This is a genomic window from Herbaspirillum rubrisubalbicans (genome assembly GCF_003719195.1).
Lineage (GTDB): Bacteria > Pseudomonadota > Gammaproteobacteria > Burkholderiales > Burkholderiaceae_D > Herbaspirillum > Herbaspirillum rubrisubalbicans.
In genome coordinates, this window is sequence record NZ_CP024996.1 from 1643567 (window position 1) to 1667097 (window position 23531).

The 23531-nt window shown below is 62.1% G+C and carries 24 protein-coding genes; 17 read left to right on the forward strand and 7 right to left on the reverse strand.

Translation table 11 applies throughout. The annotated features are described in order from the left end of the window. Positions 1-25: 25 nt before the first annotated feature. From RC54_RS07295 to RC54_RS07320, 6 genes are all read right to left on the reverse strand, one after another. On the reverse strand, positions 26-844 hold the full coding sequence (locus tag RC54_RS07295) for an ABC transporter permease (RefSeq protein ID WP_061789072.1): 819 nt from the start codon (positions 842-844) through the stop codon (positions 26-28). Next, positions 841-1638: an ABC transporter ATP-binding protein gene (locus RC54_RS07300; protein WP_061789073.1), complete on the reverse strand. Its 798-nt coding sequence runs from the start codon at positions 1636-1638 to the stop codon at positions 841-843. The genes RC54_RS07295 and RC54_RS07300 overlap by 4 nt, the downstream gene beginning before the upstream one ends. A gap of 3 nt (positions 1639-1641) precedes the next feature. Then, entirely contained in the window at positions 1642-2601 is a 960-nt protein-coding gene (locus tag RC54_RS07305) for an ABC transporter substrate-binding protein (RefSeq protein ID WP_061789075.1), read from the reverse strand. Positions 2602-2674: 73 nt separating this feature from the next. Beyond that, complete coding sequence (locus tag RC54_RS07310; RefSeq protein ID WP_061789077.1) at positions 2675-3859, reverse strand: acyl-CoA dehydrogenase family protein; 1185 nt, start codon at positions 3857-3859, stop codon at positions 2675-2677. 425 nt (positions 3860-4284) lie between these two features. Next, entirely contained in the window at positions 4285-4725 is a 441-nt protein-coding gene (mchS3, locus tag RC54_RS07315; RefSeq protein ID WP_061789078.1) for an MchS3 family protein, read from the reverse strand. 151 nt (positions 4726-4876) lie between these two features. Further along, positions 4877-6988: a TonB-dependent siderophore receptor gene (locus RC54_RS07320; protein WP_061789079.1), complete on the reverse strand. Its 2112-nt coding sequence runs from the start codon at positions 6986-6988 to the stop codon at positions 4877-4879. A 376-nt stretch (positions 6989-7364) separates the two neighbouring features. Here RC54_RS07320 and RC54_RS07325 point away from each other — a divergent pair, with 376 nt between their 5' ends. The 11 genes from RC54_RS07325 (at position 7365) to RC54_RS07375 (ending at position 18193) form a co-directional block, all read left to right on the forward strand. Further along, positions 7365-8492, forward strand: coding sequence for a LacI family DNA-binding transcriptional regulator (locus RC54_RS07325; protein WP_174526078.1), 1128 nt, complete (start codon positions 7365-7367; stop codon positions 8490-8492). Positions 8493-8729: 237 nt separating this feature from the next. After that, positions 8730-9533: a transporter substrate-binding domain-containing protein gene (locus tag RC54_RS07330; protein WP_058897505.1), complete on the forward strand. Its 804-nt coding sequence runs from the start codon at positions 8730-8732 to the stop codon at positions 9531-9533. A 119-nt stretch (positions 9534-9652) separates the two neighbouring features. Beyond that, complete coding sequence (locus RC54_RS07335; RefSeq protein WP_058894779.1) at positions 9653-10348, forward strand: amino acid ABC transporter permease; 696 nt, start codon at positions 9653-9655, stop codon at positions 10346-10348. After that, entirely contained in the window at positions 10348-10998 is a 651-nt protein-coding gene (locus tag RC54_RS07340; protein WP_017454113.1) for an amino acid ABC transporter permease, read from the forward strand. Before RC54_RS07335 ends, RC54_RS07340 begins: the two co-directional genes overlap by 1 nt. Then, positions 10985-11719: an amino acid ABC transporter ATP-binding protein gene (locus RC54_RS07345; protein ID WP_058894780.1), complete on the forward strand. Its 735-nt coding sequence runs from the start codon at positions 10985-10987 to the stop codon at positions 11717-11719. Before RC54_RS07340 ends, RC54_RS07345 begins: the two co-directional genes overlap by 14 nt. Then, positions 11716-12459 carry a sugar phosphate isomerase/epimerase family protein gene (locus RC54_RS07350; protein ID WP_058894781.1) on the forward strand — a complete coding sequence of 248 codons (744 nt, stop codon included), beginning with the start codon at positions 11716-11718 and terminating at the stop codon, positions 12457-12459. Before RC54_RS07345 ends, RC54_RS07350 begins: the two co-directional genes overlap by 4 nt. An 11-nt stretch (positions 12460-12470) precedes the next feature. Further along, positions 12471-13415 carry a sugar kinase gene (locus tag RC54_RS07355; protein ID WP_061789080.1) on the forward strand — a complete coding sequence of 315 codons (945 nt, stop codon included), beginning with the start codon at positions 12471-12473 and terminating at the stop codon, positions 13413-13415. Positions 13416-13437: 22 nt separating this feature from the next. Further along, positions 13438-14397, forward strand: a complete 960-nt coding sequence (locus RC54_RS07360) for a 2-hydroxyacid dehydrogenase (RefSeq protein ID WP_061789082.1) — start codon at positions 13438-13440, stop codon at positions 14395-14397. A gap of 218 nt (positions 14398-14615) precedes the next feature. Beyond that, positions 14616-15371 (forward strand): electron transfer flavoprotein subunit beta/FixA family protein, encoded by a 756-nt coding sequence (locus RC54_RS07365; protein WP_058894784.1) that lies wholly within the window; start codon positions 14616-14618, stop codon positions 15369-15371. A gap of 2 nt (positions 15372-15373) precedes the next feature. Further along, positions 15374-16312 carry an electron transfer flavoprotein subunit alpha/FixB family protein gene (locus tag RC54_RS07370; RefSeq protein WP_058894785.1) on the forward strand — a complete coding sequence of 313 codons (939 nt, stop codon included), beginning with the start codon at positions 15374-15376 and terminating at the stop codon, positions 16310-16312. Between the two features lie 96 nt (positions 16313-16408). After that, entirely contained in the window at positions 16409-18193 is a 1785-nt protein-coding gene (locus tag RC54_RS07375; protein ID WP_061789083.1) for an acyl-CoA dehydrogenase, read from the forward strand. Positions 18194-18265: 72 nt separating this feature from the next. Here the strand turns inward: RC54_RS07375 and RC54_RS07380 are convergent, their stop codons facing one another. Next, on the reverse strand, positions 18266-18688 hold the full coding sequence (locus RC54_RS07380) for a hypothetical protein (RefSeq protein ID WP_061789084.1): 423 nt from the start codon (positions 18686-18688) through the stop codon (positions 18266-18268). Between the two features lie 312 nt (positions 18689-19000). Here RC54_RS07380 and rpsP point away from each other — a divergent pair, with 312 nt between their 5' ends. The 6 genes from rpsP to RC54_RS07410 all read left to right on the forward strand — a co-directional run bounded on the left by rpsP (position 19001) and on the right by RC54_RS07410 (position 23225). Beyond that, positions 19001-19255, forward strand: coding sequence for a 30S ribosomal protein S16 (gene rpsP, locus RC54_RS07385; RefSeq protein WP_008327198.1), 255 nt, complete (start codon positions 19001-19003; stop codon positions 19253-19255). A gap of 70 nt (positions 19256-19325) precedes the next feature. Beyond that, the gene (gene rimM / locus RC54_RS07390; RefSeq protein ID WP_058894788.1) at positions 19326-19934 is read left to right on the forward strand and encodes a ribosome maturation factor RimM; all 609 of its coding nucleotides are present in this window, start codon (positions 19326-19328) and stop codon (positions 19932-19934) included. A gap of 75 nt (positions 19935-20009) precedes the next feature. Next, entirely contained in the window at positions 20010-20783 is a 774-nt protein-coding gene (gene trmD / locus RC54_RS07395; protein WP_017454123.1) for a tRNA (guanosine(37)-N1)-methyltransferase TrmD, read from the forward strand. Positions 20784-20927: 144 nt separating this feature from the next. After that, on the forward strand, positions 20928-21311 hold the full coding sequence (gene rplS, locus RC54_RS07400) for a 50S ribosomal protein L19 (RefSeq protein WP_008327243.1): 384 nt from the start codon (positions 20928-20930) through the stop codon (positions 21309-21311). Between the two features lie 104 nt (positions 21312-21415). Then, positions 21416-22087 (forward strand): CoA pyrophosphatase, encoded by a 672-nt coding sequence (locus RC54_RS07405; RefSeq protein ID WP_061789085.1) that lies wholly within the window; start codon positions 21416-21418, stop codon positions 22085-22087. A 178-nt stretch (positions 22088-22265) separates the two neighbouring features. Continuing rightward, entirely contained in the window at positions 22266-23225 is a 960-nt protein-coding gene (locus RC54_RS07410) for a CobD/CbiB family protein (RefSeq protein ID WP_058894790.1), read from the forward strand. The last annotated feature ends 306 nt before the right edge of the window (positions 23226-23531 follow it).

Here is a 23531-nt window from a genome sequence, read left to right on the forward strand (position 1 = left end):
TCTTGTGATGAAAAGCCCGCTGCACTTACAGGTAGCGCGCCAACAGCCTGCGCGTGGCGATCCGCAGCACACGGTCGAACAGGTAGCCCAGCAGGCCCAGGGCTATGATGCCGACGAACACCCATTCGGTGCGACTGAAGTTGCGCGCGGTCCAGATCAGCGCGCCCAGGCCTTCGCGGGCCGAGACGATCTCGGCCGATACCACGGTGAGGAAGGAATTGCCCATCGCGATGCGGGCTCCGGTGACCATGTAGGGCACGGTCGAGGGCAGGATCACGGTGGTCAACATCTTCCATGGTCCGGCGCCCAGCGAGGCCGCCGCCCGCAGGCGCAGCGGATTGACCGCCTGCACCCCGGCGATGGTGTTGAGGGTGACGATGAAGACGGTGGTGTAGAAGATCAGCGCGATCTTCGACAGTTCGCCGGGGCCCAGCCAGATCACGGCCAGGGTGACGAAGGCAATCGGTGGAATGAAACGGAAGAATTCGATATAGGGATCGAGCAACTGCCGCACGATCTCGAAGCGGCCCATGAAGATGCCCAGTGGCACGCCGATGACCACACCCGCTCCCCAGCCGGCCAGGATGCGACAGGAAGAGGCCAGCACCGATTGCTGCAGGGTGCCGTCGCTGATCAACTCCAGTGCCGCGGACCAGGTCATCGAGACCGAGGGCAGGAACAGCGGCGAGGTGGTCATCGAGACCAGTTGCCACAGCACCAGGCCGCCGACGATGGCAATGACCGAGATCAGGAAGGGACGGGCGGCTTTGACGCGGCTGCCCAGCTTGGATGGCGTGGCCGAGGCGGAAGCGCTGGCCGTGGCGGTCTGTGTGAGTTGCGTCATTGCAGGGATTCCTCTTCGATCAAACCTTGGGCGCGCAGCACGCGTGTGACTTCGGCGCCGATATCGTCGCGGATGCGGGCATACAGCGCCATACAGGCCGGGTCGGCCGGATCGCGAGGGTGCGGCAGGTCCACGGTTTCGATGATCTTGATGTGGGCGCGCGGACCGGCCGTCATGGTCACCACGCGGTCGGCCAGCAGGATGGCTTCCCAGATGTCGTGGGTGACGAAGACGATGGTGCAGCCGGTACTCTTCCAGATGCGTTCCAGCTCGCTTTGCAGCACTTCGCGGGTCTGGGCGTCGAGTGCGCCGAAGGGTTCATCCATGAGCACCACGGAAGGCTGGTTGACCAGCACGCGGGCGATCTGCGCGCGCTGGCGCATCCCGCCCGAGAGTTCGCCGGGGAACTTGTCGATGGCGTGCCTGAGGCCCACCAGGCTGACGTAGCGCTCGGCGGCCGTGCGCCGTTCGGCACTGGCGATGCCGCGCAGGCGCAGGCCATATTCGACGTTCTCGCGCACGGTGAGCCAGGGGAAGAGTGCCTCCGAGGACTGGAACACTACGCCGCGATCCAGTCCCGGTCCCTTGATGCGCTGGCCACCGATGCTGATCTCGCCACTGACCTCCTGGAAGCCGGCGATGGCATTGAGCAGGGTCGACTTGCCACAGCCCGAGGGGCCGAGCAGGCAGATGAATTCGCCGGCACGGATATCGAGGTCGATGCCGGCCATGATCTCGTGCTTGCCGATGTTCAAGCCCACCCGTTTGATGGAAACCGAAGATCCATGTCCCATGGTTTACCCCTGGTAGAAACCGCGTTGCAGAATCTTGCTCATGTCCACCGGGGCCTTGATGGCTTGTTTGGACAGCAGGAAGTTGGCGATGGCGTTGGCGGTCTTCAGGTCGGTGTCGGTGAAGTCGCGCACTACCGGTTCCATGTCCTTGAGCGAGTTCAGCGTCTGCGCCACCGGAATGTGGGTGACGGCCTGCACCGACTTGGCGGCCCGTGCAGGATCCTTGCGGGTGATCTCCGAGGCTTCGGCCAGCGCCTTGAGGATCTTGCCGGCGGCTTCCTTGTTGGCCGCCAGCCAGGACGCGCTGGCCGCCAGCCACAGGGTGCTGGTGTAGCCGACGTCACCGGCGGTCATGAGGATGTGGCCGCCTTGCTGCACGCCCAGGGTGGGCCAGGGTTCCCAGACGAAGTAGGCGTCGATGTCGCCGCGTGCCAGCAGCGCCGGCAGTTCGGGCGGACCCGAGCGCACCAGCTCGACCTTGGCGGGGTCGATGTTGAGGGTCTTGAGCGTGAGGCCGGTGATGTATTCCGAGACCGAGCCGGCGACGATGCCGAATTTCTTGATTTTGTCGACGGTGGCGATGTCCTTGCGCGCCACCAGCTTGACGTAGGTGCGGGATTGATAGGTCACGGCCAGCGGACGCAACTCGGCGCGCGCGAGCCGCACGATGTGCGTAGGTTCGCCGGCACAGCCCAGTTGCACCTGATTGGCCACCAGCGCGTTGAGCGCCTCGCCGCCATCGGTATAGGACTGCACGCTGACGTTGGGTACGCCATGCTTGGCGAAGAGTTTCTCGTTGGCCGCAACGTAGAAGGCGGTGAAGACGGGGTCGGCGCCCACCCCGATGAGGATGGGCGCGCCCTGAGCCAGGGCCGGTAAGGCAGGCGCAGCACCTGCGGCGAGCAGCGAGGCGGCGCCGAGCAGCAGCTTGCGGCGTTGTGGCGAGACGGTGGAGTAGGTCACGGGCTGGGTCCTCTTGGTGAAGTTGGTGAAACGCCAGTGGAGTTGGCAGGCGAGACTTCAGGGGAGAAGCGCCTTAGCGCGTGATCCCCAACTTGGCAAAAAGCGCGCCAGCGCTTTCGTAGTTCAGTTCCGACAGGGCCGCGTGTTGCGTGACCACCATGGCATCGCGCACGATGTGTTGCAGGCGATGACTGCGCTGGATGGCGGCCATCCCCGCGGCCTGGTAGGCGTCGTTGACCACTTCCATCGAGACCCGCGCGGCATAGGTGGCCGAGAGCTTGAGCATCATGTCGGTTTCTTCGGTGATGGGGTTGCCGGCCACGATCTGTTCCCACGCCTGTTCGCAGGCATCGTAGAAGAACATGCGGGCGCTGCGCCATTTGGCTTCGCAGGTACCCAGCTTGATCTTGTAGTAGGCACGGTCGGCCAGGCGCAATGCACCCGGCATGATCTTGGTGCCGCCTGCCATGTCGGTGACGATGTCCAGCGCCGCGCGCGCCAGGCCGATGTTGACCGCGGCGTGTACTTCGGCCTGGTAGGCCAGGGCCGGATAGCGATACAGCGGCTCATCAATGAGACCGGGCGCACCGCGGGCACAGGTCCAGGCGTGGGCCACGAACTTGTCCTGCAGGCGTGTATCGTGACTGCCGGTGCCTTGCATCCCGACCACGTTCCAGTTGTCGATGATCTCCACTTCCGCTGCCGGCATGACGGCCATCAGCGCCGGCTTGTGCGCGCCATCGTCGGGGCCGTCATCCTTGATGCCCACGCCGATCCAGTCCGCCCCCTTGCAGCCGCTGGCGAAATGCCAGCGCCCGGAAATCTCCCAGCCGCCCGGCACTGCCTTGGCTTGCTGCAAGGGATACAGACCACCGGCATAGACCTGGTCGGGGCCACTGGCATAGATCGCGTGTTGCGTGTCGATGGGCAATGCGGCCAGGTAGGTATTGGCCGAGCCGAAGGCGGCGACCCAGCCGGCCGAGCCATCGGCCCGCGAGATGCGCTCGACCATCGCCAGGAAGGGCGCCGGCGCCAGCGGCTCGCCGCCAAACCTGCGCGGTGTGCTGGAACGGAAGATGCCGGCTTTTTTCATCGTGGCGATGAGATCGCGCGGCACATGACCCAACTGATCGAATTCATCGCGGCGCGCCGTGACCTCGGCGATGAGCGTATCCATTTCCGGGGAATGCGCATTCGGCGGCGTGACGGTGACGGCTTTCTTCTGGATGGGATAGACATCGAGCGTGATCGAATTCATGGCTCACCACATTGGTTGAAGGAGGTAGCTGAGTGTCGTCCTGGGTCAAAACAGGGTCAAATTCTATTTAGGAATTGGCGCAATGAATATTAGTAATAATGATTAGAGCGCTCCGTAGTTGCGCGCAGGCTCTTTGCGGCTGCACCTGCATGAGGCGAAAAGCCGCTGTGGGAGAGGGTTTGCAAGGGGATATGCACCAAACTCGCGAGACGTTGCACGCGGTATGAAGGTGTATTTGCAATATTGATGGGGCTAATCCGTGATGCGGATTTGCCTTGCGGGGGAGGTGATCACTACTATCCAGAACGAGATTGACTGAACATCTTTCAGTTTTGTCATAGGCTCCTTCTGGCCTTTGTCTTGGGCGGGCTTCGTCATGGAGCCCGTCGTTTTCTTTTCTTGATCCTTCTGCCCTTATGCCCGGCCTAGCGCCAGTAGGCCTCATTGCATCCCTGTTGCGCGATGCGTTGCAGATGCTCCTGCACCGGTTCGCGTCTGAGGATGTCGGCGCGCAGGACTGATACCGTTCCACCGGCTGCACGCAGCTTGCGGGTTCCGTCCTCGAACTGGCCGGGCGCCAGTGTGCGGATGGCGCAGGCGGCGTAGAGACGACCTTCCTTGGTGGCTGCTTCATCGTCGAGCAGACGGTTGAAATTCTCCAGTGCTTCAGGGGTTTGCAGGATGCGGCGATAACGCTGTTCACTCTCGCTGATGTGGCCGATGAACCCGACCTGGCCGAGGGCGAAGCTGGGCGTCTGTCGAAGCTGGCTGAGGTCGTCCGCCATCGCCTCCACGGCGCGGGTGGAGAAGGCGCTAGCGAGCATGAGCAGGGAGCATGACAGCGTCAGGGGCAGCTTGGTTTTCATTGTTTCTCCTTGGTCATTGAGGCGGTCAGTCGATAGGGAAGAGGATGAACAGTTCAACGCACCTCATTTCCATTGGATGACAAGAAATCGGCCGCATGAGCGCGGCCGATTTCAAAGCAAGCATTTAGGACATGTTCACATCATCACGTCTTCAATAGCGATACCCCAGCGTCAGCAGGATGGTGCGGTCATCGCCCAGCGCCACGGCGTTTTGCAGGCCGCCCGTGTAGTAGTGCGTATTGAAGACATTCTTCACATTGAGCGCAGCGCGCCAGCGTTCGGCGTTGTAGGCCACCCCGGCATCGCCCACCACGTAGCCGGGCAGGGTGTAGCCATAGGTGCGCACCATGCTCTGGCCGCGCACGCCGCCATTGACTTCCCAGCCGTTCAACTCGCCCTTGAAGCGATAGCGGGCGCTGCTGGTGAAGCTGTGGCGCGGCACGTTGTTGAGCCACTGGCCCACCGTGGTGCTGGGCTGGCCGCCGTCATCGGTGACGATGGCAGCGGTGTAGGAATAACCGGCGTTGAGACTGACGCCATTGCGCAAGTCCGAGCTCACGCTGATCTCGCCACCCTGCGAGCGCTGTTCGCCCACTGCGATGTTGAAGCCGATGTTGTTGGGATCACTCACCAGCACGTTGCGACGACGCAGGTCGAAGACGGCGACGTTGAGGTTGGTGCGGCCTTCATCGAGGTCGAACTTCACACCGGCTTCCCATTGCTTGCCGGTCTCGGGCTTGAAGGTGCTGCCGCCGACATCGGTGCCGCTATTGGGATAGAACGAGGTGGTGTAGCTGATGTAGGGGCGCACGCCCTGCAGCAGCTCATACATCAAGGCCGCCGAGCCGGTGGTGGCGCTGCTCGGATTGTCGGTATGCACGCCATTGCGCTGGTTGGTGGCATAGGTGGAGGCGCGGTCGTAACGCAGTCCGGTGAGCAACTGCCAGCGCTGGTCGAGAGTGATCTTGTCGCGGGCATACAGGCCGGTATCGCGCACGCTGGTCGAGGTCAGGGTGGTGGGCCGGGCGGGACAGTTCAGGCGTGCGCCATACACCGGTTGATAGACGTTGAGCGCGGCGATGCCACAGGTATAGGAGCGGTTGTCTTCGCGTGAATTGAGATAGTCGCTGCCCAGCGTGATCTCGTGTTTGCCGAAGTCGGTGTTGAAGCCGCGCTGGACATTGGTATCGACGCTGAAGGTCGGGCCCTCGAAAGTCTGATCGGTGCCCGCGCGGGTGAGGTTGCGACCGGTGCTGCTCAGGGCAGTGTTGGTCACCACCTGGCCACTCATCTGGAACTGCTGGTAGCGCAGATTGTGGTTGAGCGTCCAGCCATCGTCGAAGCGATGGGTGAGGGCGTAGCCGATGCGGGTCTCATTGGCCGAATAGGGACGGGCGCCGGGTTCGCCGATGAAGAGGCTGCGCGGCAGCGCGCCGTTGATGTTGGGCCGGATCGAACCCGACAGGGGCAGGCCCTGCTGGCGCACGTAGCCGCGTTCCTGGTAGCTGGTCAGGATCGTGAAGTCGGTGCGCGCACCCAGGTCCAGCGAGAGCGAGGGGGCGATGTAGCGATTCTTGAACCAGACGTAGTTGGTGGCGTCGTTCGAATTGGAAATGAGGCCATTGATGCGGAAGGCTTGCTTGCCGTTTTCCGAGAGGGATTTGTTGAGATCCACCGTGGTCTGGTAGAAGTCGTAGCTGCCTACGGTCACGTCGACGTTGGCAAAGTCAGTGCCTTGCGGGCGCTTGCTGACCATGTTCACCAGGCCACCCGGCAGCACCAGTCCGTACAGCAGCGAGCCCGGTCCCTTGAGCACTTCCACTTGCTGCAAGCCGAATAGCTGCTCGGCCACGCGGGAGCTGGCCGTGGTACGCAGGCCATCCAGATACAGCGAATCGGAGGACACCTGACCACGGATGATGATGTCATCCCAGCCGCGCCGGCCATATTGCTGCGCGACCACGCCGGGCACGTTCTTCAGGGCATCGGACAACGAGACGGCTTGCTGGCTGTCCAGCATGGAACGGGTCACCACCGAGATCGATTGCGGGGTCTCCGACAGTGGGGTGGAGGACTTGTTGACCTGGCTTTGAGTGGCCTTGAATTTGGTGTCGCTGATGCCGTCGGCGACCACGTCTACGGTGGGCAGTTGGGCTGCGCCGGGAGCGGTGGTGCTGTTGTCGGAAGCGGACGTCTGGGCCAGGACGGGGCCAGCGGAAAATGCGAGCAGGATGGCAAGGGTGCCAGGGGAGAGCGAGGGCATGAGTGGGATAATAATGAGAATAATTACTATTTATAATATCGCATTCATGTGCTTTGCAACAAATTTTTACTGATGCTTTGCATTTTGTCGTCCGGAGAGCGAAGAAAAAGCCGAGGCTGCAATGCAGCATCCAGGCTTCTGAGCGGGCATTGATGCGCTTAGGGCGGGGAGTGGGCCGCGTTGCCATTGCGATTGTCGGACGGCAATGATGGTCAGCCTTCATCACTGGAAATCAAAATTTTCATCTGAAATAAGTTTGACCCTACCCGGTTTGCGCTGCTATCTTGAAACCGGTTCCAAAAGATTCCAATAAATGAGCAGCCCGGAACCGGAAGCACAAATCAACCCACGTAGTTCAACGATTTGGCGGGCAACAGTGAGACAAAGCATCAAGACCGGCACCGACCGGGTCACCATCGCACAGGTTGCGCGGGAGGCCGGGGTGTCCAAGACCAGCGTATCGCGTTACCTGGGCGGCGAGTTCGACGCGCTGTCAGTGCGCCTGCGCGAGCAGATCGGCCAGACCATTGCGCGCCTGGGCTACCAGCCCAGCCAGATGGCGCGCGGCCTCAAGGGCGGGCGCACCCGGTTGATCGGCATGTTGGTGGCCGATATCCTGAACCCTTATTCAGTGGCCGTGCTGCATGGCGCCGAGGCTGCCTGCCAGAAGCATGGCTATACGCTCATGCTGTGCAACACCGGCAATGATGAGGCGCGCGAGAAGCAGTCGCTGGCGGCCCTGCATTCCTATAGCGTTGAAGGGCTGCTATTCAATACCCAGGGGCGCAATGTGACGCCGCTGCGCGAGCTGGGGCAGGCGGCCTTTCCGGTGGTACTGCTGGATCGCCATGTGGAAGGTTGCGACTTCGACCTGGTGGGGCTGGACAACGTCAGGGCTGCGCAACTGGGCACGCGCCATCTGCTGGCCCAGGGCTATACCGATATTGCCCTGGTGGTGCAGCCGCTGTACGGCGTCAGTTCGCGTCAGGGGCGGCAGGCGGGTTTCCTGCAGGCCATGAGCGAGCGACCCGATTGCCACGGTGAGACCCTGGAAGTGGATGTGGAACAGCCCGGCCATGTGGCCACGGTGCTGCGCGAATTCTTCCTGCGGCGTGTCGCTGCCGGTAGCCAGGGCCGGCTGGCGCTGCTGGCCGGCAATGGCATGGTGTCGCTGCAGATCGCGCTGGCCTTGCAGAGCATGGGCTTGCGCTTTCCCGAGGATGTGGGACTGCTGTGCTTCGATGAACTATCGTGGTCGCCCCTGGTGGGCAGCGGCATCAGCACCATCGAACAACCGACCTATGACATCGGCTTTACTGCCATCGAGCGCCTGTTGGTGCGCGTGCGTGGCGAGCGTTCGGTGCGCATGGAGATCCTGTTGGAGCCACGGCTGATCTGTCGCGGCTCCACGGTCAGCGTGGCCAGTCATCCGCAGCGCGCCATCGTCGCCGGCATCGGCGAAAAACTCCGCAGTAGCAAGTCCGGCCAGTACGGTGTCGTCTGAGGCGCCGGTCTGGAACCGGTCCCATCGGTAAGGACCGAGCAATGCACCAGTGGTAAGACCTTGCAAGAGGGCGGAACAGTAGATCAGCAGTAGAACCAGAGACCTGAGATCGAGAGGGATCAAGCAGGCAGCAACCAGGAGGGCACAGCAATCCGATCGGCCAGGCGCTGCCGGGTTGGGCGCCATTCGCATTCAAAGCACCGCCGTCCACACGGCAATTTTCAGGAGACCAGGATGATGAGCATCAAGAAAGTTTTCAACGCCAAATTCCTCGCATTGACGCTGGCTGCTGCCTGCGCAGTGGCCACCGCCGCCAGCGCCAGCGCGCAGAGCATCGCCGAGCTGACCAAGAAGGGCAAGATCACCATCGGCGTGGTCAGCGGCACGCCGCCCTTCGGCTCGGTCGATGCCAAGGGGGTGCCCATCGGCTATGACGTCGATGTGGCCAACCTGATCGGCAAGTATCTCGGCCTGCCGGTGGAAATCGTGCCGCTGGTGCCGCCGGCCCGCATCCCGGCGCTGGAGTCGGGCAAGGTCGACATGCTGGCCGCCACGCTGGCCCCCACGCCGGAACGCGCCAAGTCGGTGCTCTTCACCATTCCCTACAGCGGTTTCGAACTCTCCATCGTCGGCCCGGTGGGCAGCCACTACAAGAAGCTGGATGATCTGGTGAAGAAGAAAGTGGGCGTCTCGCGCGGTTCCACCAACGATACCGCGCTGACCCGCCTGGCCCCGGCCGGCACGGTGCTGGTGCGTTTCGAGGATGATTCCACGGTGACCCAGGCGCTGCTGTCGAACCAGGTCGATGCGATTTCCATCCCCAACACCATGGCCAACGAGATCGTCAAGAGCCGTGGCCAGGGCAAGATCGAAGTCAAGTTCCCGTACTCGGTGCAACCCAATTCGATGACCGTGCGCAAGGGTTCCTATGAGCTGCAACAGTGGCTCAACAACTTCATCTACTACGTCAAGCTCAACGGCGAACTCGATGCCATCTCGCGCAAGTGGGCCGGTCCGCTGCCCAACCTGCCGGTGTTCTGATCCCTGAAAACTGCCTTGCAGAAGCGGTGGCGCACGCATGGCGTGCGCCGCCTGGAAGAACAGATCAGGCGTCGCTCAGGGGATGAACGGGCGGCGCGGGTTTGGCGGAGGAGCACACGATGCAATACGATTTTCAGTTCGCGTTCATCTTCCAGCATCTGGATCAGTTGCTGGTCGGCGCGCTGCTCACCATACGCTTGAGCGCGCTATCGATGATCTGCGGTTTGGCTGTCGGTATTTTCGGCGCCATCATTTCCATCCACGGCAGCAGACCGGCACGCCTGGCGGTCACCTCCTATGTCGAGCTGATCCGCAGCACGCCGTTCCTGGTGCAGTTGTTCATCATCTTCTTCGGCTTGCCTTCCATCGGCGTGCAGGTCGATGCCAACATCGCCGCGCTGGTGGCCATGACGGTCAACCTCGGTGCTTACTCCACCGAGATCGTGCGCGCCGGCATGATGGCCATCCACCCCTCGCAGATCGAGGCCGCGCAGGCGCTGGCCATGACGCGCTGGCAGGTGATCCGGCACGTGGTGCTGACACCGGCATTGGAAAAAGTCTATCCGGCGCTGGCCAGCCAGTTCACGCTGATGATGCTGGCCTCCAGCATCGTCTCAGCCATTTCGGCAGAAGAGTTGACCGCCACCGCTAATCTGCTGGACGCCGAGACCTTCCGCAGCTTCGAGATCTACCTGGTGGTGATGGTGCTCTACATCCTGCTGGCCTTGCTGTTCCGTCTGGCCTTCTGGCTGATCGGGCTGGTGGTCTTCAAACGCCGTCGCCGTCTGGGCGTGGCCCGTCCGAGGAGGATGTGATGCTGGCTGAATTTTCTTGGGATAATTTCCTGTTCCTGCTGGAAGCGGCGCGCTGGACGTTGTTGCTCTCGGCCCTGGCCTTCATCGGTGGCGGTATCGCCGGCTTCATCGTGGCCCTGATGCGCACGTCGCACCTGGCGCCGCTGCGGCTGCTCTCGGCGGTGTATATACAGATCATCCAGGGCACGCCGGTGCTGATCCTGTTGTTCCTGTCCTTCTATGGATTGGCGATCTTCGGCTACAAGCTGCCGCCCATGGTCGCGGCGACCATTGCCATGACCATCTATTCCAGTGCCTATCTCGGCGAGATCTGGCGCGGCTGCATCGAAGCCGTGCCGGTGCCACAGTGGGAAGCCTCGACTGCGCTGGCCATGACGCGCTGGCAGCAACTGCGCTACGTGATCCTGCCGCAGGCGGTGCGCATCTCGCTGCCGCCCACCGTGGGCTTCCTGGTGCAGATCGTCAAAAACACCTCGATTGCTTCCATCATCGGCCTGGTGGAACTGGCGCAGGCCGGCAAGCTGGTCAGCAATGCCACCTTCCAGCCCTTCCTGGTGTTCCCCATCGTGGCCGCCATCTATTTCGTGTTCTGCTATCCGCTGTCGCGTTTCGCCTTTGTCCTGGAGAGGAAATACCATGCCCATCGTTGAGATCAACAACATCACCAAGCGCTTCGGCAGCAACCAGGTCTTGAATGGCATTTCGCTGTCGGTCGAGCGTGGCCAGGTGGTGGCCGTCATCGGTCGCTCCGGCTCCGGCAAGAGCACCATGCTGCGTTGTATCAACGGCCTGGAAACCATCGATGGCGGCAGCATTACCGTGGCCGGACACAAGCTGACCAACAAGCATGAACACTTGATCGAATTGCGCAAGGATGTGGGCATGGTGTTCCAGCATTACAATCTCTTTCCGCACCTGACCGTGGAGGAGAACATCATGCTGTCACCCCGCATCGTCAAGAAGACCGCTACCGAGACCGCACGCGCGACGGCCATCAAGGTCTTGCAGCAGGTCGGCCTGGATCACAAGCGCGACGCCTATCCCGAACAACTCTCCGGTGGCCAGCAGCAACGCGTGGCCATTGCCCGCTCGCTGGCCATGGAGCCGCAGGTGATGCTGTTCGATGAAGTGACCTCGGCGCTGGACCCGGAACTGACTGCCGAAGTGTTGAAGGTGATGGAAGAACTGGCGCGCGGCGGTATGACCATGCTGCTGGTGACGCACGAGATGGAGTTCGCACGGCGGGTGGCGGATCTGACGGTCTTCATGCACCAGGGCAAGGTGTGGGAAGCGCGTCCCTCGGAGGAATTCTTCGCCGATCCGCAGACGCCGGAAGCCAAACAGTTCATCGGTGCGGGGTCCATCAAATGAGCCCGGTGCTGGTCGCCGCGTCGGCCTATGGTGCGGATCTGGTGCGGCGGGTCGGTCATGCCGATCTGGTGCCGATGGTGGCGGCGGCCGGGGCGTCGGGGCTGGAGATACGGCGCGAGCTGTTCGACGGTCCCAAGGACTTGAGCGGCCTGCGTGATTTGCTGGGTCAGCACAAGCTGTTCTCGGTCTATTCGGCGCCGCTGGAATTGTTTGGCGCCAATGGCCGCTTTGATCGCGCGCAGATGAGCCAGGTGATGGAAGAGGCCGAGGAAGTGGGAGCGCGTTTCCTGAAGGTATCGCTCGGTCATTTTTCGGCGACCAGTGATCTGCAATCGCTGCTGCGCTTTCTCTCGCATTCTCCCATCGAAGTCCTGCTGGAAAACGACCAGACCCCGCAAGGCGGCAAGCTGGAACCCATCGTCAGTTTCCTGGCGCTGTGCACCGGCAATGGCTATGCCTTCGGCATGACCTTCGATATGGGCAACTGGCGCTGGCAGGGTGTGGATCCCGAGACCGCCGCGCGTTCGCTGGCGCCGCATGTGCGCTACGTGCATTGCAAGGGCGTGCAGGAAGGCAAGGGCAAATTGAAGGCGGTGCCGTTGCAGGCGCAGGATAGCCACTGGCAGGACATGCTGGCGCATTTCCCATCGGGCATTCTGCGGGCTATCGAATTTCCGCTGGTGGGTAGTGATCTGGAAGAGACCACCCGTCGTCACGTGGCGATGCTGGCGGCGGTGTGAGGATAAGCACGATGACGATGCAACTGGACGTGGTGACCTGGGGTGAAGCCCTGGCGCTGCTGGTGGCCGATGAAGTCGGCCCCTTCGAGGAAGTGGAAAGATATACACGCCGTCTGGCTGGCGCCGAGACCAACGTCGCCATCGGTCTGGCGCGCCTGGGCTTGAAGGTGGGCTGGGCCAGTCGCGTGGGCAATGATGCCTTCGGGCGCTTCATCCGCAAGCGGGTGGCGCAGGAGGGCGTGGACGTCAGCCGCGTACTGACCGACATGGAATTTCGCACCGCCATCCAGTTGAAGGCCAAGGCAGTCGATGGCGCTGATCCGGCCATCGAGTATTACCACAAGGGTTCGGCTGCCAGCCATCTGTCGCTGGCCGATTTCGATGCCGACTATTTCGGCGCGGCGCGCCACCTGCACGCCACCGGCATCGCGCCGGCCTTGTCGCCCAGCACCATGGCCTTTGCCCATCATGCGATGGAGGTCATGCGTGCTGCGGGCAAGACGATTTCCTTCGATCCCAACCTGCGGCCCATGCTATGGCCGTCCAAGGAGGTGATGGCGCAGCAGTTGAATGCGCTGGCGTTCAAGGCTGACTGGGTGCTGCCGGGCTTGTCCGAAGGCAAGATCCTGACCGGATATGAAGATCCGCGCGAGATCGCCGGCTTCTATCTGGAGCGCGATGTGAAGATGGTGGTCATCAAGCTGGGCGCCGAGGGCGCTTATTGGCGCACTGGTGAAGGCGAGGGCAGGGTGGCTGGGGTGCCGGTGAAGGAAGTGGTCGATACCGTGGGGGCCGGTGATGGCTTTGCGGTGGGCGTCATCAGCGGGATGCTCGAAGGTTTGCCGGTGGCCCAGGCTGTCATGCGCGGCAACCGCATCGGGGCGTTTGCGATCCAGGTGGTAGGTGATATGGAAGGCTTGCCCACACGCGCCGAGCTGGATGCGGCCTCGGCTTGATCTGAATCTGACAGGAACAGTGATGAAGCAACGCGTGGTGGTCTACAAGAAATTGCCCGAGCACCTGGTGCAGCGATTGCAAGCCCAATTCGAGCTCACCCTGTTCGACCGCATCACCGAGGACAACCGCGCCGATTTCCTGGCGGCTTTGAAGATGGCCGATGGCATGATCGGCGCCAGCCTGCCCATCACCAATGCCATGCTGGACGGCGCGCCCCGGTTGAAGATCGCTTCCACCATCTCGGTCGGGGTGGACAATTTCGACCTGGATTATTTCCGCCAGCGCGGCCTGATGCTGGCGCACACCCCCGGCGTGCTGACCGAAGCCACCGCCGATACCATCTTCGCCTTGATCCTGGCGACGGCGCGCCGCGTGGTGGAACTGGCCGACTACGTCAAGGCCGGCCGCTGGAAGGGCAGCATCGGCGAGGCGCAATTCGGCGTGAACGTGCATGGCAAGACGCTGGGCCTGATCGGCATGGGCCGTATCGGCAGTGCCGTGGCGCGGCGCGCGCGGCATGGTTTCGGCATGTCCATCCTGTATCACAACACCCGTCCCAATCCCGAGGCCGAGGCCGAACTGGGCGCGCGTTATGTCAGCCGGGATGCCTTGTTGAGCCAGGCTGACTTCGTCTGCCTGATGCTGCCCTTGACGCCCGCCACCGAGCGCATGTTTGGCGCCCGCGAGTTTGGCCTGATGAAGCGTAGCGCCATCTTCATCAATGCCTCGCGCGGGCGCATCGTCGATGAGACGGCGCTCATTGCCGCCCTGCAAGAGAACACCATTTACGGCGCCGGTCTGGATGTGTTCGAGGTCGAACCTTTGCCGGTCAGCTCACCCTTGCTGCAACTGCCCAACGTGGTGGCCTTGCCGCACATCGGTTCGGCCACCCATGAAACCCGGCTGGCCATGGCCGAGCTGGCGGTGGCCAACCTCATCGCCGGCTTGCGCGGCGAACCGGTCCCGCACTTGGCGGTCTGAACAGCGCGGTATTGCCTGCTGGCAGGGCGCCGGCATTGCGCTGCCTGAAGTTTTTTGCGCCTTTCCTTCATTTCTTCTTCCGCTCACCTGAATCTTTGGTGTATGCTTCGGACATTAAAAAGAACGATCGTGCTAAATTCCGGTAGGCACCCCGTTTTGCTTTTATAATCCCGCGGAAGTTTACGTTTACGTCAATTCCTTTTTGCAAGGGCCATGCGATGAAAGTATTAGTACCAGTCAAGCGCGTCGTGGATTACAACGTCAAGGTGCGCGTCAAGAGCGACGGCAGTGGCGTCGATATCGCCAACGTCAAGATGTCGATGAACCCGTTTGACGAAATCGCGGTGGAAGAAGCCGTGCGTCTGAAGGAAGGCGGCAAGGTCACCGAGGTGATCGCCGTCTCCGCCGGCGTGACCCAGTGCCAGGAAACCCTGCGTACCGCCATGGCCATCGGCGCCGATCGTGGCATCCTGGCTGAAGTGGGCGCCGATGTCGAACTGCAACCGCTGGCCGTGGCCAAGATCCTGAAGGCCCTGGCCGAGAAGGAACAGCCGCAGCTGATCATCCTGGGCAAGCAAGCCATCGACGACGATTGCAACCAGACCGGCCAGATGCTGGCGGCGCTCTTGGGCTGGCCGCAAGCCACCTTCGCCTCCAAGGTGGTACTGGAAGAGGGCAAGGTCACCGTGACCCGTGAAGTGGACGGCGGCCTGGAAACCCTGGCCCTGACCCTGCCAGCCATCATCACCACCGACCTGCGCTTAAACGAGCCGCGTTATGTGACGCTGCCCAACATCATGAAGGCCAAGAAGAAGCAACTGGATACCGTCAAGCCTGATGAACTGGGCGTGGACGTCGCCCCGCGCGTGAAGACGCTCAAGGTCGCCGAACCGGCCAAGCGTAGCGCCGGCGTGAAGGTGCCGGATGTCGCGACCCTGGTCGCCAAACTGAAAAATGAAGCCAAGGTGATCTGATCATGACCGCACTCGCAATTTTAGTCGTGGCCGAACACGACAACGTTAGCCTGAAGGGCAGCACCCTCAACACCATCACCGCCGCAGTCCAAGCCGGTGGTGACGTCCACGTCTTGGTGGCCGGCTCCAACGCCAAGGCCGCCGCTGACGCTGCGGCACAAGTGGCCGGCGTAGCCAAGGTCCTGCTGGCCGACGCCCCGCAATTCGCCGATGGCCTGGCCGAGAACGTCGCTGAACAAGTCCTGGCCATTGCCAAGGATTACAGCCACATCCTGGCCCCCGCCACCGCCTACGGCAAGAACATCCTGCCGCGCGTGGCTGCCAAGCTGGACGTGGGCCAGATTTCCGACATCACCAAGGTGGAGTCGGCCGATACCTTCGAGCGTCCCATCTATGCCGGCAACGCCATTGCCACCGTGCAGTCGATCGACCCGATCAAGGTCATCACCGTGCGCACCACCGGTTTCGATCCGGCAGCACAGGGTGGCTCGGCGGCCGTGGAAAGCATCCCGGCCGTGGCCGATTCGGGCAAGTCCAGCTTCGTTGGCCGTGAGGTCGCCAAGTCGGATCGCCCGGAACTGACCGCGGCCAAGATCATCGTCTCCGGTGGTCGTGGCATGGGCTCGGCTGAGAGCTTCAAGATCCTGGAGCCGCTGGCCGACAAGTTGAACGCGGCCATGGGCGCTTCCCGCGCCGCGGTCGATGCGGGCTATGTGCCCAACGACTGGCAGGTCGGCCAGACCGGCAAGATCGTAGCGCCCCAGCTCTACATCGCCGTCGGTATCTCCGGCGCGATCCAGCATCTGGCCGGCATGAAGGACTCCAAGGTCATCGTGGCCATCAACAAGGATGAGGAAGCGCCGATCTTCTCTGTGGCTGACTACGGCCTGGTGGGCGACCTGTTCGAGGTCGTGCCGGAGCTGGTCAAGCAACTCGGTTGAAGCATTGTTGAATCGTAGTATCTGCCCCGGCTCAAGCCGGGGTACTTTCATGTAAGCAAGGAACGCCGGCAGAGCGTTCCCCATTGGAGGTTGGAGATGAGTTACACCGCGCCTGTGAAGGATATGTTGTTCGTCATGAACGAGCTGGCCGGTCTGGCCGCCGTCAATGCGCTGCCCGGTTGCGAAGATGCCACGCCGGAGACGGCCGAGGCCATCCTTGAAGAAAAGGCCAAGTTCTGTAGTGAAGTGATCGCCCCGCTGAATCATTCTGCGGACAAGGAACCCAGTAGCTGGGCCGATGGCAAGGTCACCACCAGTCCCGGCTTCAAGCAGGCCTTCCGGCAGTTCGGCGAGGCCGGCTGGCAAGGCGTGCAGCACCCGGTGGAGTTCGGCGGCCAAGGCTTGCCCAAGCTGCTGGCCACGCCCTGCATCGAGATGCTGAACTCGGCCAACCTGTCCTTCGCCCTGTGCCCGCTGTTGACCGATGGCACCATCGAAGCCCTGATGACGGCCGGCTCGCAAGCTCAGAAGGAAACCTTCATCGCCAACTTCATCTCCGGCAAGTGGACCGGCACCATGAACCTGACCGAGCCGCAGGCTGGCTCCGACCTGGCCCTGGTGCGCACCCGCGCGGTGCCGGAAGGCGATGGCACCTACAAGATCTTCGGCACCAAGATCTTCATCACCTATGGCGAGCACGACATGGCCGAGAACATCGTCCACCTGGTGCTGGCCCGCACGCCCAATGCGCCCGAAGGGGTGAAGGGCATCTCGCTGTTCATCGTGCCCAAGTTCCTGATCAATGCCGATGGTTCGCTGGGGGCGCGCAATGATGTGCATTGCGTGTCCATCGAACACAAGCTGGGCATCAAGGCCAGCCCGACCGCGGTGCTGCAGTTCGGCGACCATGGCGGTGCCATCGGCACCCTGGTGGGCGAGGAAAACCGCGGTCTGGAATATATGTTCATCATGATGAATGCGGCCCGCTTCGCAGTGGGCATCCAGGGCTTGTCGGTGTCGGAACGTTCATATCAGAAGGCGGTAGCCTATGCCCGGGACCGTATCCAGTCGCGCGACCTGGCCGGCTCGCCCGGCCCGGTGGCCATCATCCACCAGCCCGACGTGCGCCGCATGTTGATGTCCATGCGCGCCCAGATCGAGGCGGCGCGCGCGCTGGCCTATGTGGCCGCGGCCACCTCGGATGCGGCGCACTTCAGCGACGACGAGGCTACCCGCAAGTCCAATCAGGCTTTCTATGAATTCCTGGTGCCCATCGTCAAGGGCTGGATTACCGAGATGTCCGTTGACGTCACCTCCACCGGTGTGCAAGTGCACGGCGGCATGGGCTTCATCGAGGAAACCGGCGCGGCCCAGTATTACCGCGACGCCCGTATCCTGCCGATCTACGAAGGCACCACCGCCATCCAGGCCAATGACCTGGTGGGCCGCAAGACCGCCCGCGACGGCGGCGCCGTGGCCAAGGGCATCCTCGCCCAGGTGCGCCAGACGGTCTCCGAGTTGCAGGGCGATGCGCAGTTGCAGCCCATCGCTGCTCGCCTGGCTGAGGCTGCCGATGCGCTGGAGCAGGTGGTCGAGTATGTGGTGGGCAACCTCAAGAGCGATATCAAGGCGGTCTTTGCCGGCAGCGTGCCCTATCTGAAGATGGCTGGTGTGGTGCTGGGGGGCTGGCAGATGGCGCGTGCCGCAGCCATCGCAGCGGCCAAGCTCAAGGCGGGTGCGGGCGATGCCAAGTTCTATTCCGCCAAGCTGGCTACCGCGCGCTTCTATGCCGACCAGATCCTGCCGCAGGCGCTGGCCCATCGCACGGCCATCGTCGAAGGTGGTCAGGCGGTGCTGGCGCTGGCTGAAGACCAGTTCTGATTCTTCGCTGCAACCACCAGCCCGGAAGGCCGTTCTGGCGGCGTTCCGGGCTTGTCTTTTGGTGTGGCGGGATCAGCCGAAGGCGCCGCCGGTGAAGATCAGGTCGAAGCTGCGCGCCAGCAGGGCGATCACGCCCATGGCGCCCAGGCCCACGGTCAAGACCAGGATCACGGCCAGGATCCAGTGTGATTCCGAGTGCTTGCCGCTGCCGGCATTGTGGCGTGCATCCCATTTGTCGTCGGGAGTGAGGCCGATCACCAGTGCTTCCAGGCAGGCGGTCAATGCCGAGAGCACGAAGGGCAGGCCGGTGAAGAGCTTGGGCGTGCTCGGCTGGGCGGCCATCAGGCCCAGCGACAGCGGGATGGCCAGGATGTGCAGCCAGCCGAAGCGGTCACGGTTGCCGTAGAGATAGAAGCGGTGCAGGCCGATGCTGCCGCCCACGGCGGCCAGGAAGGTGCTCAGGGTTTTGTTCTTGTGGCGGGGTGCTGGGGACATGCTGGGCGTCTCTTTATTCTGTTGTCGGTCGCCGGAAGTGAAGCGGCGGCCATCTTGTCGTCATGGGTGAGGCCAGTATAGCCGAGCCGAAGGCGCACAGGCGTTTCCGGCAGGACAGGCGGTAACGGGGCTGTCTTGCCCGGATGGGGGTAAAAGTGATGTCTTTTGGCATCACTTTTACCGTGTTTGGGGGAGTTTGAGGAGCTTTATGCGTTGGCCTATGGCACAAAAGCACCAAGCAACTTGCCCGGGTGGTCGGAAGTCCGTTATAATCTGCGGCTTTTCCGTGTCCGTATTCTTACTGGAACCATTATGGTCGTTATTCGTTTAGCTCGTGGCGGCGCCAAGAAGCGCCCCTTCTACAACATCGTTGCAACCGACTCGCGCAATCGTCGCGATGGTCGTTTCATCGAGCGCATCGGCTTCTACAACCCGGTCGCTTCCGGCAAGGAAGAAACCGTGCGTATCGCTGCTGACCGTCTGGCTCACTGGCAAGGCGTTGGCGCACAACTGTCGCCGACCGTTGCTCGCCTGGTCGCAGAAGCCGGTTCCAAGGCTGCTGCTTAATTCAGGTTTTCCTGTCTGATTCTGCGTCAGGTTTCCTGGCGCAAGGATGAAGAACAGGTCTGGTGTACTCATGACTCATCCAGCCCAGGCGGGGTTCTCCGCACCCGACGATCTCGTGACCGTCGGCCATGTGACCGGAGCCTACGGAATCCAGGGTTGGATTCGCGTGCGTCCTTATTCAAGCGAGGCCGAGGCCTTGTTGAATGCCAAGACCTGGTGGTTGGAGAAATCCGGCCAGCCCAAGCAGGACGTCGATGTCATGCAATCCAAGGGGCACAGCGGCGATGTCGTTGCGCGCCTGACCGGGGTAGCGGACCGCAATGCGGCCGAAGCGATGAAGGGAACCGTGGTTTCCATCTCCCGCAAGCACTTCCCGGCGCTGGATGACAACGAATTCTACTGGGTCGATCTGATCGGCTCGGCGGTGGAAAATCTCCAGGGTGAAACCTTGGGCGTGGTGTCCGACATGATGGACAACGGCGCCCACCCCATCCTGAAGGTGACGGCTCCGGTGCAGGAAACTGCCCCTGAGGCAACTGCTGAAGCCAAGCCGAAGAAGGGCGCCAAGGAGAAATCCGCGGCGGCACCCGAAATGCTCATTCCGTTTGTCGATCAGTTCGTCAAGACGGTGCAGCAGAGCGAAAAAAAGATCATCGTCGATTGGGACAAGGATTACTGACCTCAGCGGTCAGTTTTTTCTTTTCCGGCTCGCTGATGGCAAGAGATTCACGAGATACCAGGAAATGGAGGCGTGATGCAGTTTGATGTCGTCACTCTGTTTCCAGAGATGTTTGCCGCGTTGACGCAGTCCGGCATTACCCGCCGGGCGCTGGAGCAGCAGCGTTGGGGTCTGCAGTTGTGGAATCCGCGTGAATTCACGACCGACAATCACCGCACCGTGGATGACCGCCCCTATGGCGGCGGTCCCGGCATGGTGATGCTGGCCAAGCCGCTGCAAGCCGCTATCGAGGCGGCGCAGCAGCGCCAGCAGACGCTGGGTCTGGCCAAGCCGCGTGTGATCTATCTTTCACCGCAAGGCGCACCGCTGACGCATGAGCGCGTGGTGCGGCTGTCGCAGGACAGTGGGGCCGTGCTGTTGTGCGGACGCTATGAAGCGATCGACCAGCGCCTGCTCGACAAGTGCGTGGATGAAGAAATCAGCATCGGCGATTTCGTCCTCTCCGGTGGTGAATTGCCGGCGATGGCGCTGATGGATGCAGTGATCCGGCTGTTGCCGGGTGCGCTCAACGACAGCGCCTCGGCGGTGGAAGACAGTTTCGTCAATGGACTGCTGGATTCGCCGCACTATACGCGGCCGGAAGTCTACGAAGGTGAGCCGGTGCCCTCCATCCTCTTGGGTGGACACCATGCCGAGATCCAGAAGTGGCGCCGGCAGCGGGCACTGGAAGCCACGCAGGCCAAGCGTCCCGACCTCATCGTCAGGGCGCGCGAGCAGGGCCTGTTGAGCAAGGCTGATGAAAAGTTTCTGGGCAGTCTGCCGCAGCAGGCTGCCAATCCGAAGTCTTAGCAGCAAATGCAGTACCGCAGGCCCAGCAATGGACCTGCACCGTGCGGTGGCCCAGGCTGCCGTGTTTGAAACCCCATCCTCTACCGGGCTACACATTGAGCCCTCGTGGCAACGGCGCCGGCAAGATGGTTACAGGAGCAAAAAATGGATCTGATCCAGCAACTCGAGCAAGAAGAGATCGCGCGTCTCGCCAAGAACATTCCCGACTTCGCCCCCGGCGACACCGTGATTGTCAACGTGAACGTGGTTGAAGGTACCCGCAAGCGCGCCCAGGCTTACGAAGGCGTGGTCATCGCCCGCCGTAACCGTGGTCTGAACTCCAACTTCATCGTCCGCAAGATTTCTTCGGGCGAAGGCGTTGAGCGTACCTTCCAGCTGTACTCGCCGCTGATCGCCTCGATCGAAGTCAAGCGTCGTGGTGACGTGCGTCGTGCCAAGCTGTACTACCTGCGCGAACGTTCGGGCAAGTCGGCACGTATCAAGGAAAAGCTGCCCAGCCGTGCGGCAAAGGCTGCTGCTGCCGAGTAATCGGTCGCCTGTTGATGCGTCAGGAAAAGGGGTGTCTTACGACGCCCCTTTTTCGTTTCCGTCTGCTGCATTGAATTCTTCTCAACAGATCAAGCGAGCATAACGTGGCCAGTTTCGACCCCGTCAACCTGCCGGTAGACACCGTCGCCGGCGAGAGCGCCCTGGAAGCGGCGCGCCTGAACGCCGATTGGCTGCGCCAGCGCTTCGCCGATCCACCGCGCTGGGAGCCCGAGCACAGTGGCGACCAGATGGCGCGCATGGCCGAGACCCGTGGGCGCTTCCGGCTGGCCTCGGTATTGATCCCGATCGTGCTGCGCGAGCAAGGCATGACGGTACTGTTCACGCGCCGCACCGCTGACCTGAAGGATCACGCCGGCCAGATCAGCTTCCCCGGCGGTCGTCGCGAAGACTACGATGGCTCGGCCATCGAAACCGCCCTGCGCGAGACCGAAGAAGAGATCGGCCTGACGCGCCAGCATATCGAGGTCATCGGTTCGCTGCCGGATTACTTCACCGGCACCGGTTACCGGGTCACTCCGGTGGCCGGATTGATCCAGCCCCCCTTTGAAGCGGTGGGCGATCCGCGCGAAGTGGCCGAGATCTTCGAGGTGCCACTGGCCTTCCTGATGGATGGCGTGAACCACCAGCGCCGCTCGGTCGAGCTGCCGGCGCCGGTGGGGCGCCGCAGCTTCTATACCATGCCCTATGAACGTTATTTCATCTGGGGCGCCACCGCGGGCATGTTGCGCAATCTCTTTCATTTCCTGCGCAGCTGACCGCCTCCTGATTTTTCGCTCATTTTGTAGCGTATGAGCGACGCGAAGTCACCGTTAGTGTTCAAATAAGTAAAAGTCCGTGACATTGCGCGCTTGATTTTGATCAACGAATCAATTGTTTGATTCCCATCTTGCACTGCGCTATCGTACGGGCTACAGAGACCCATAAGGCTGCTTGATGACTTTTCTTTCCATTCTCTTTGCGCTGTTAATCGAACAACTCAAACCACTGCGCGCAGACAATCCAGTGTATGCCTCCATCAAGTCTTTCGCCGCCACGATAGAGGGCTGGTTCAACGCTGGCCAGGTGCATCATGGCCGCCTGGGCTGGGTGGTGATGGTGGGTGCGCTCACCGTGCCGGTGGCGCTGGTCTACTGGGTTCTGCTGCACGTAAGCCTGGTGGCGGCCTTTGCCTGGAACGTGCTGGTGGTCTACATGACCCTGGGTTTCCGTCATTACAGCCATTACTTCACGTCCATTCAGATGGCGCTCAACAGTGGTGACGAAATGACCGCGCGCACGCTCTTGGCCGAATGGACCAAGCTGGACACCGCCGGCATGGACGTGAGCGAAATCTCGCGCATCGCCTCCGAACGCGCCCTGATCACCACCCATCGTCACGTCTTCGGCGTGTTCTTCTGGTTCCTGATGCCGGTCGGCCCGGCGCTGGCGGTGATGTATCGCGTGGCCGAATACCTCGCACGCGCCTGGAACGAGCCGGATCATATGAAGTTCGAGGCCTTCGGCCGTTTCGCTGCCCAGGCTTTCTACTGGATCGACTGGATTCCGGCACGCCTGACGGCATCGGCCTTTGCCGTGGTTGGCAACTTCGAGGATGCCATCTACGCCTGGCGCAACTTCGCCAGCCGCTGGGACGACGAAGCCGTCGGCATCATCCTGGCCGCCGGTGGCGGCGCCATGGGGGTGCGCTTCGGGACCGAGAAGCAGGCTGCCGCCGGCATCATCCTGCCCGCCGACGCAGCCACGGTGGATTCCATGCCCGAGGAAAGCGATGGCCTGCCCGGCGACACTCCGTCCCCCCGCACCCTGCAAAGCACGGTCGGCCTGGTCTGGCGCGCCTTGTTGCTGTGGATGTTCCTGTTGCTGCTGCTGTCGGTGGCAGTCTGGATGGGCTAGGATTCCAGTGGTTGAAGAAGCGGGCTGCGGCCCGCTTTATTTTTGGGAACGCATTTCGCTCTAACCCGGTATACTTCCGGCTTCACATCACAAAGACCGCATCTTTCCCGGCAGCAGCAGGTTCACGTTGCAAGCAGATGAGCGGCGCGCAAGGCAGGCCAGAGGGCGCAGGACAGGCACGATGGGCTGGAGGCGAGGAGACCTGTAGAAGCTAAGTCTTCTATAAGATATAATACTCACTACCGCAGGCACCCACGCGACAGGTCGCGCAGGCACCGCGGGATCCAGGGCTCCGGTCCCATCAGG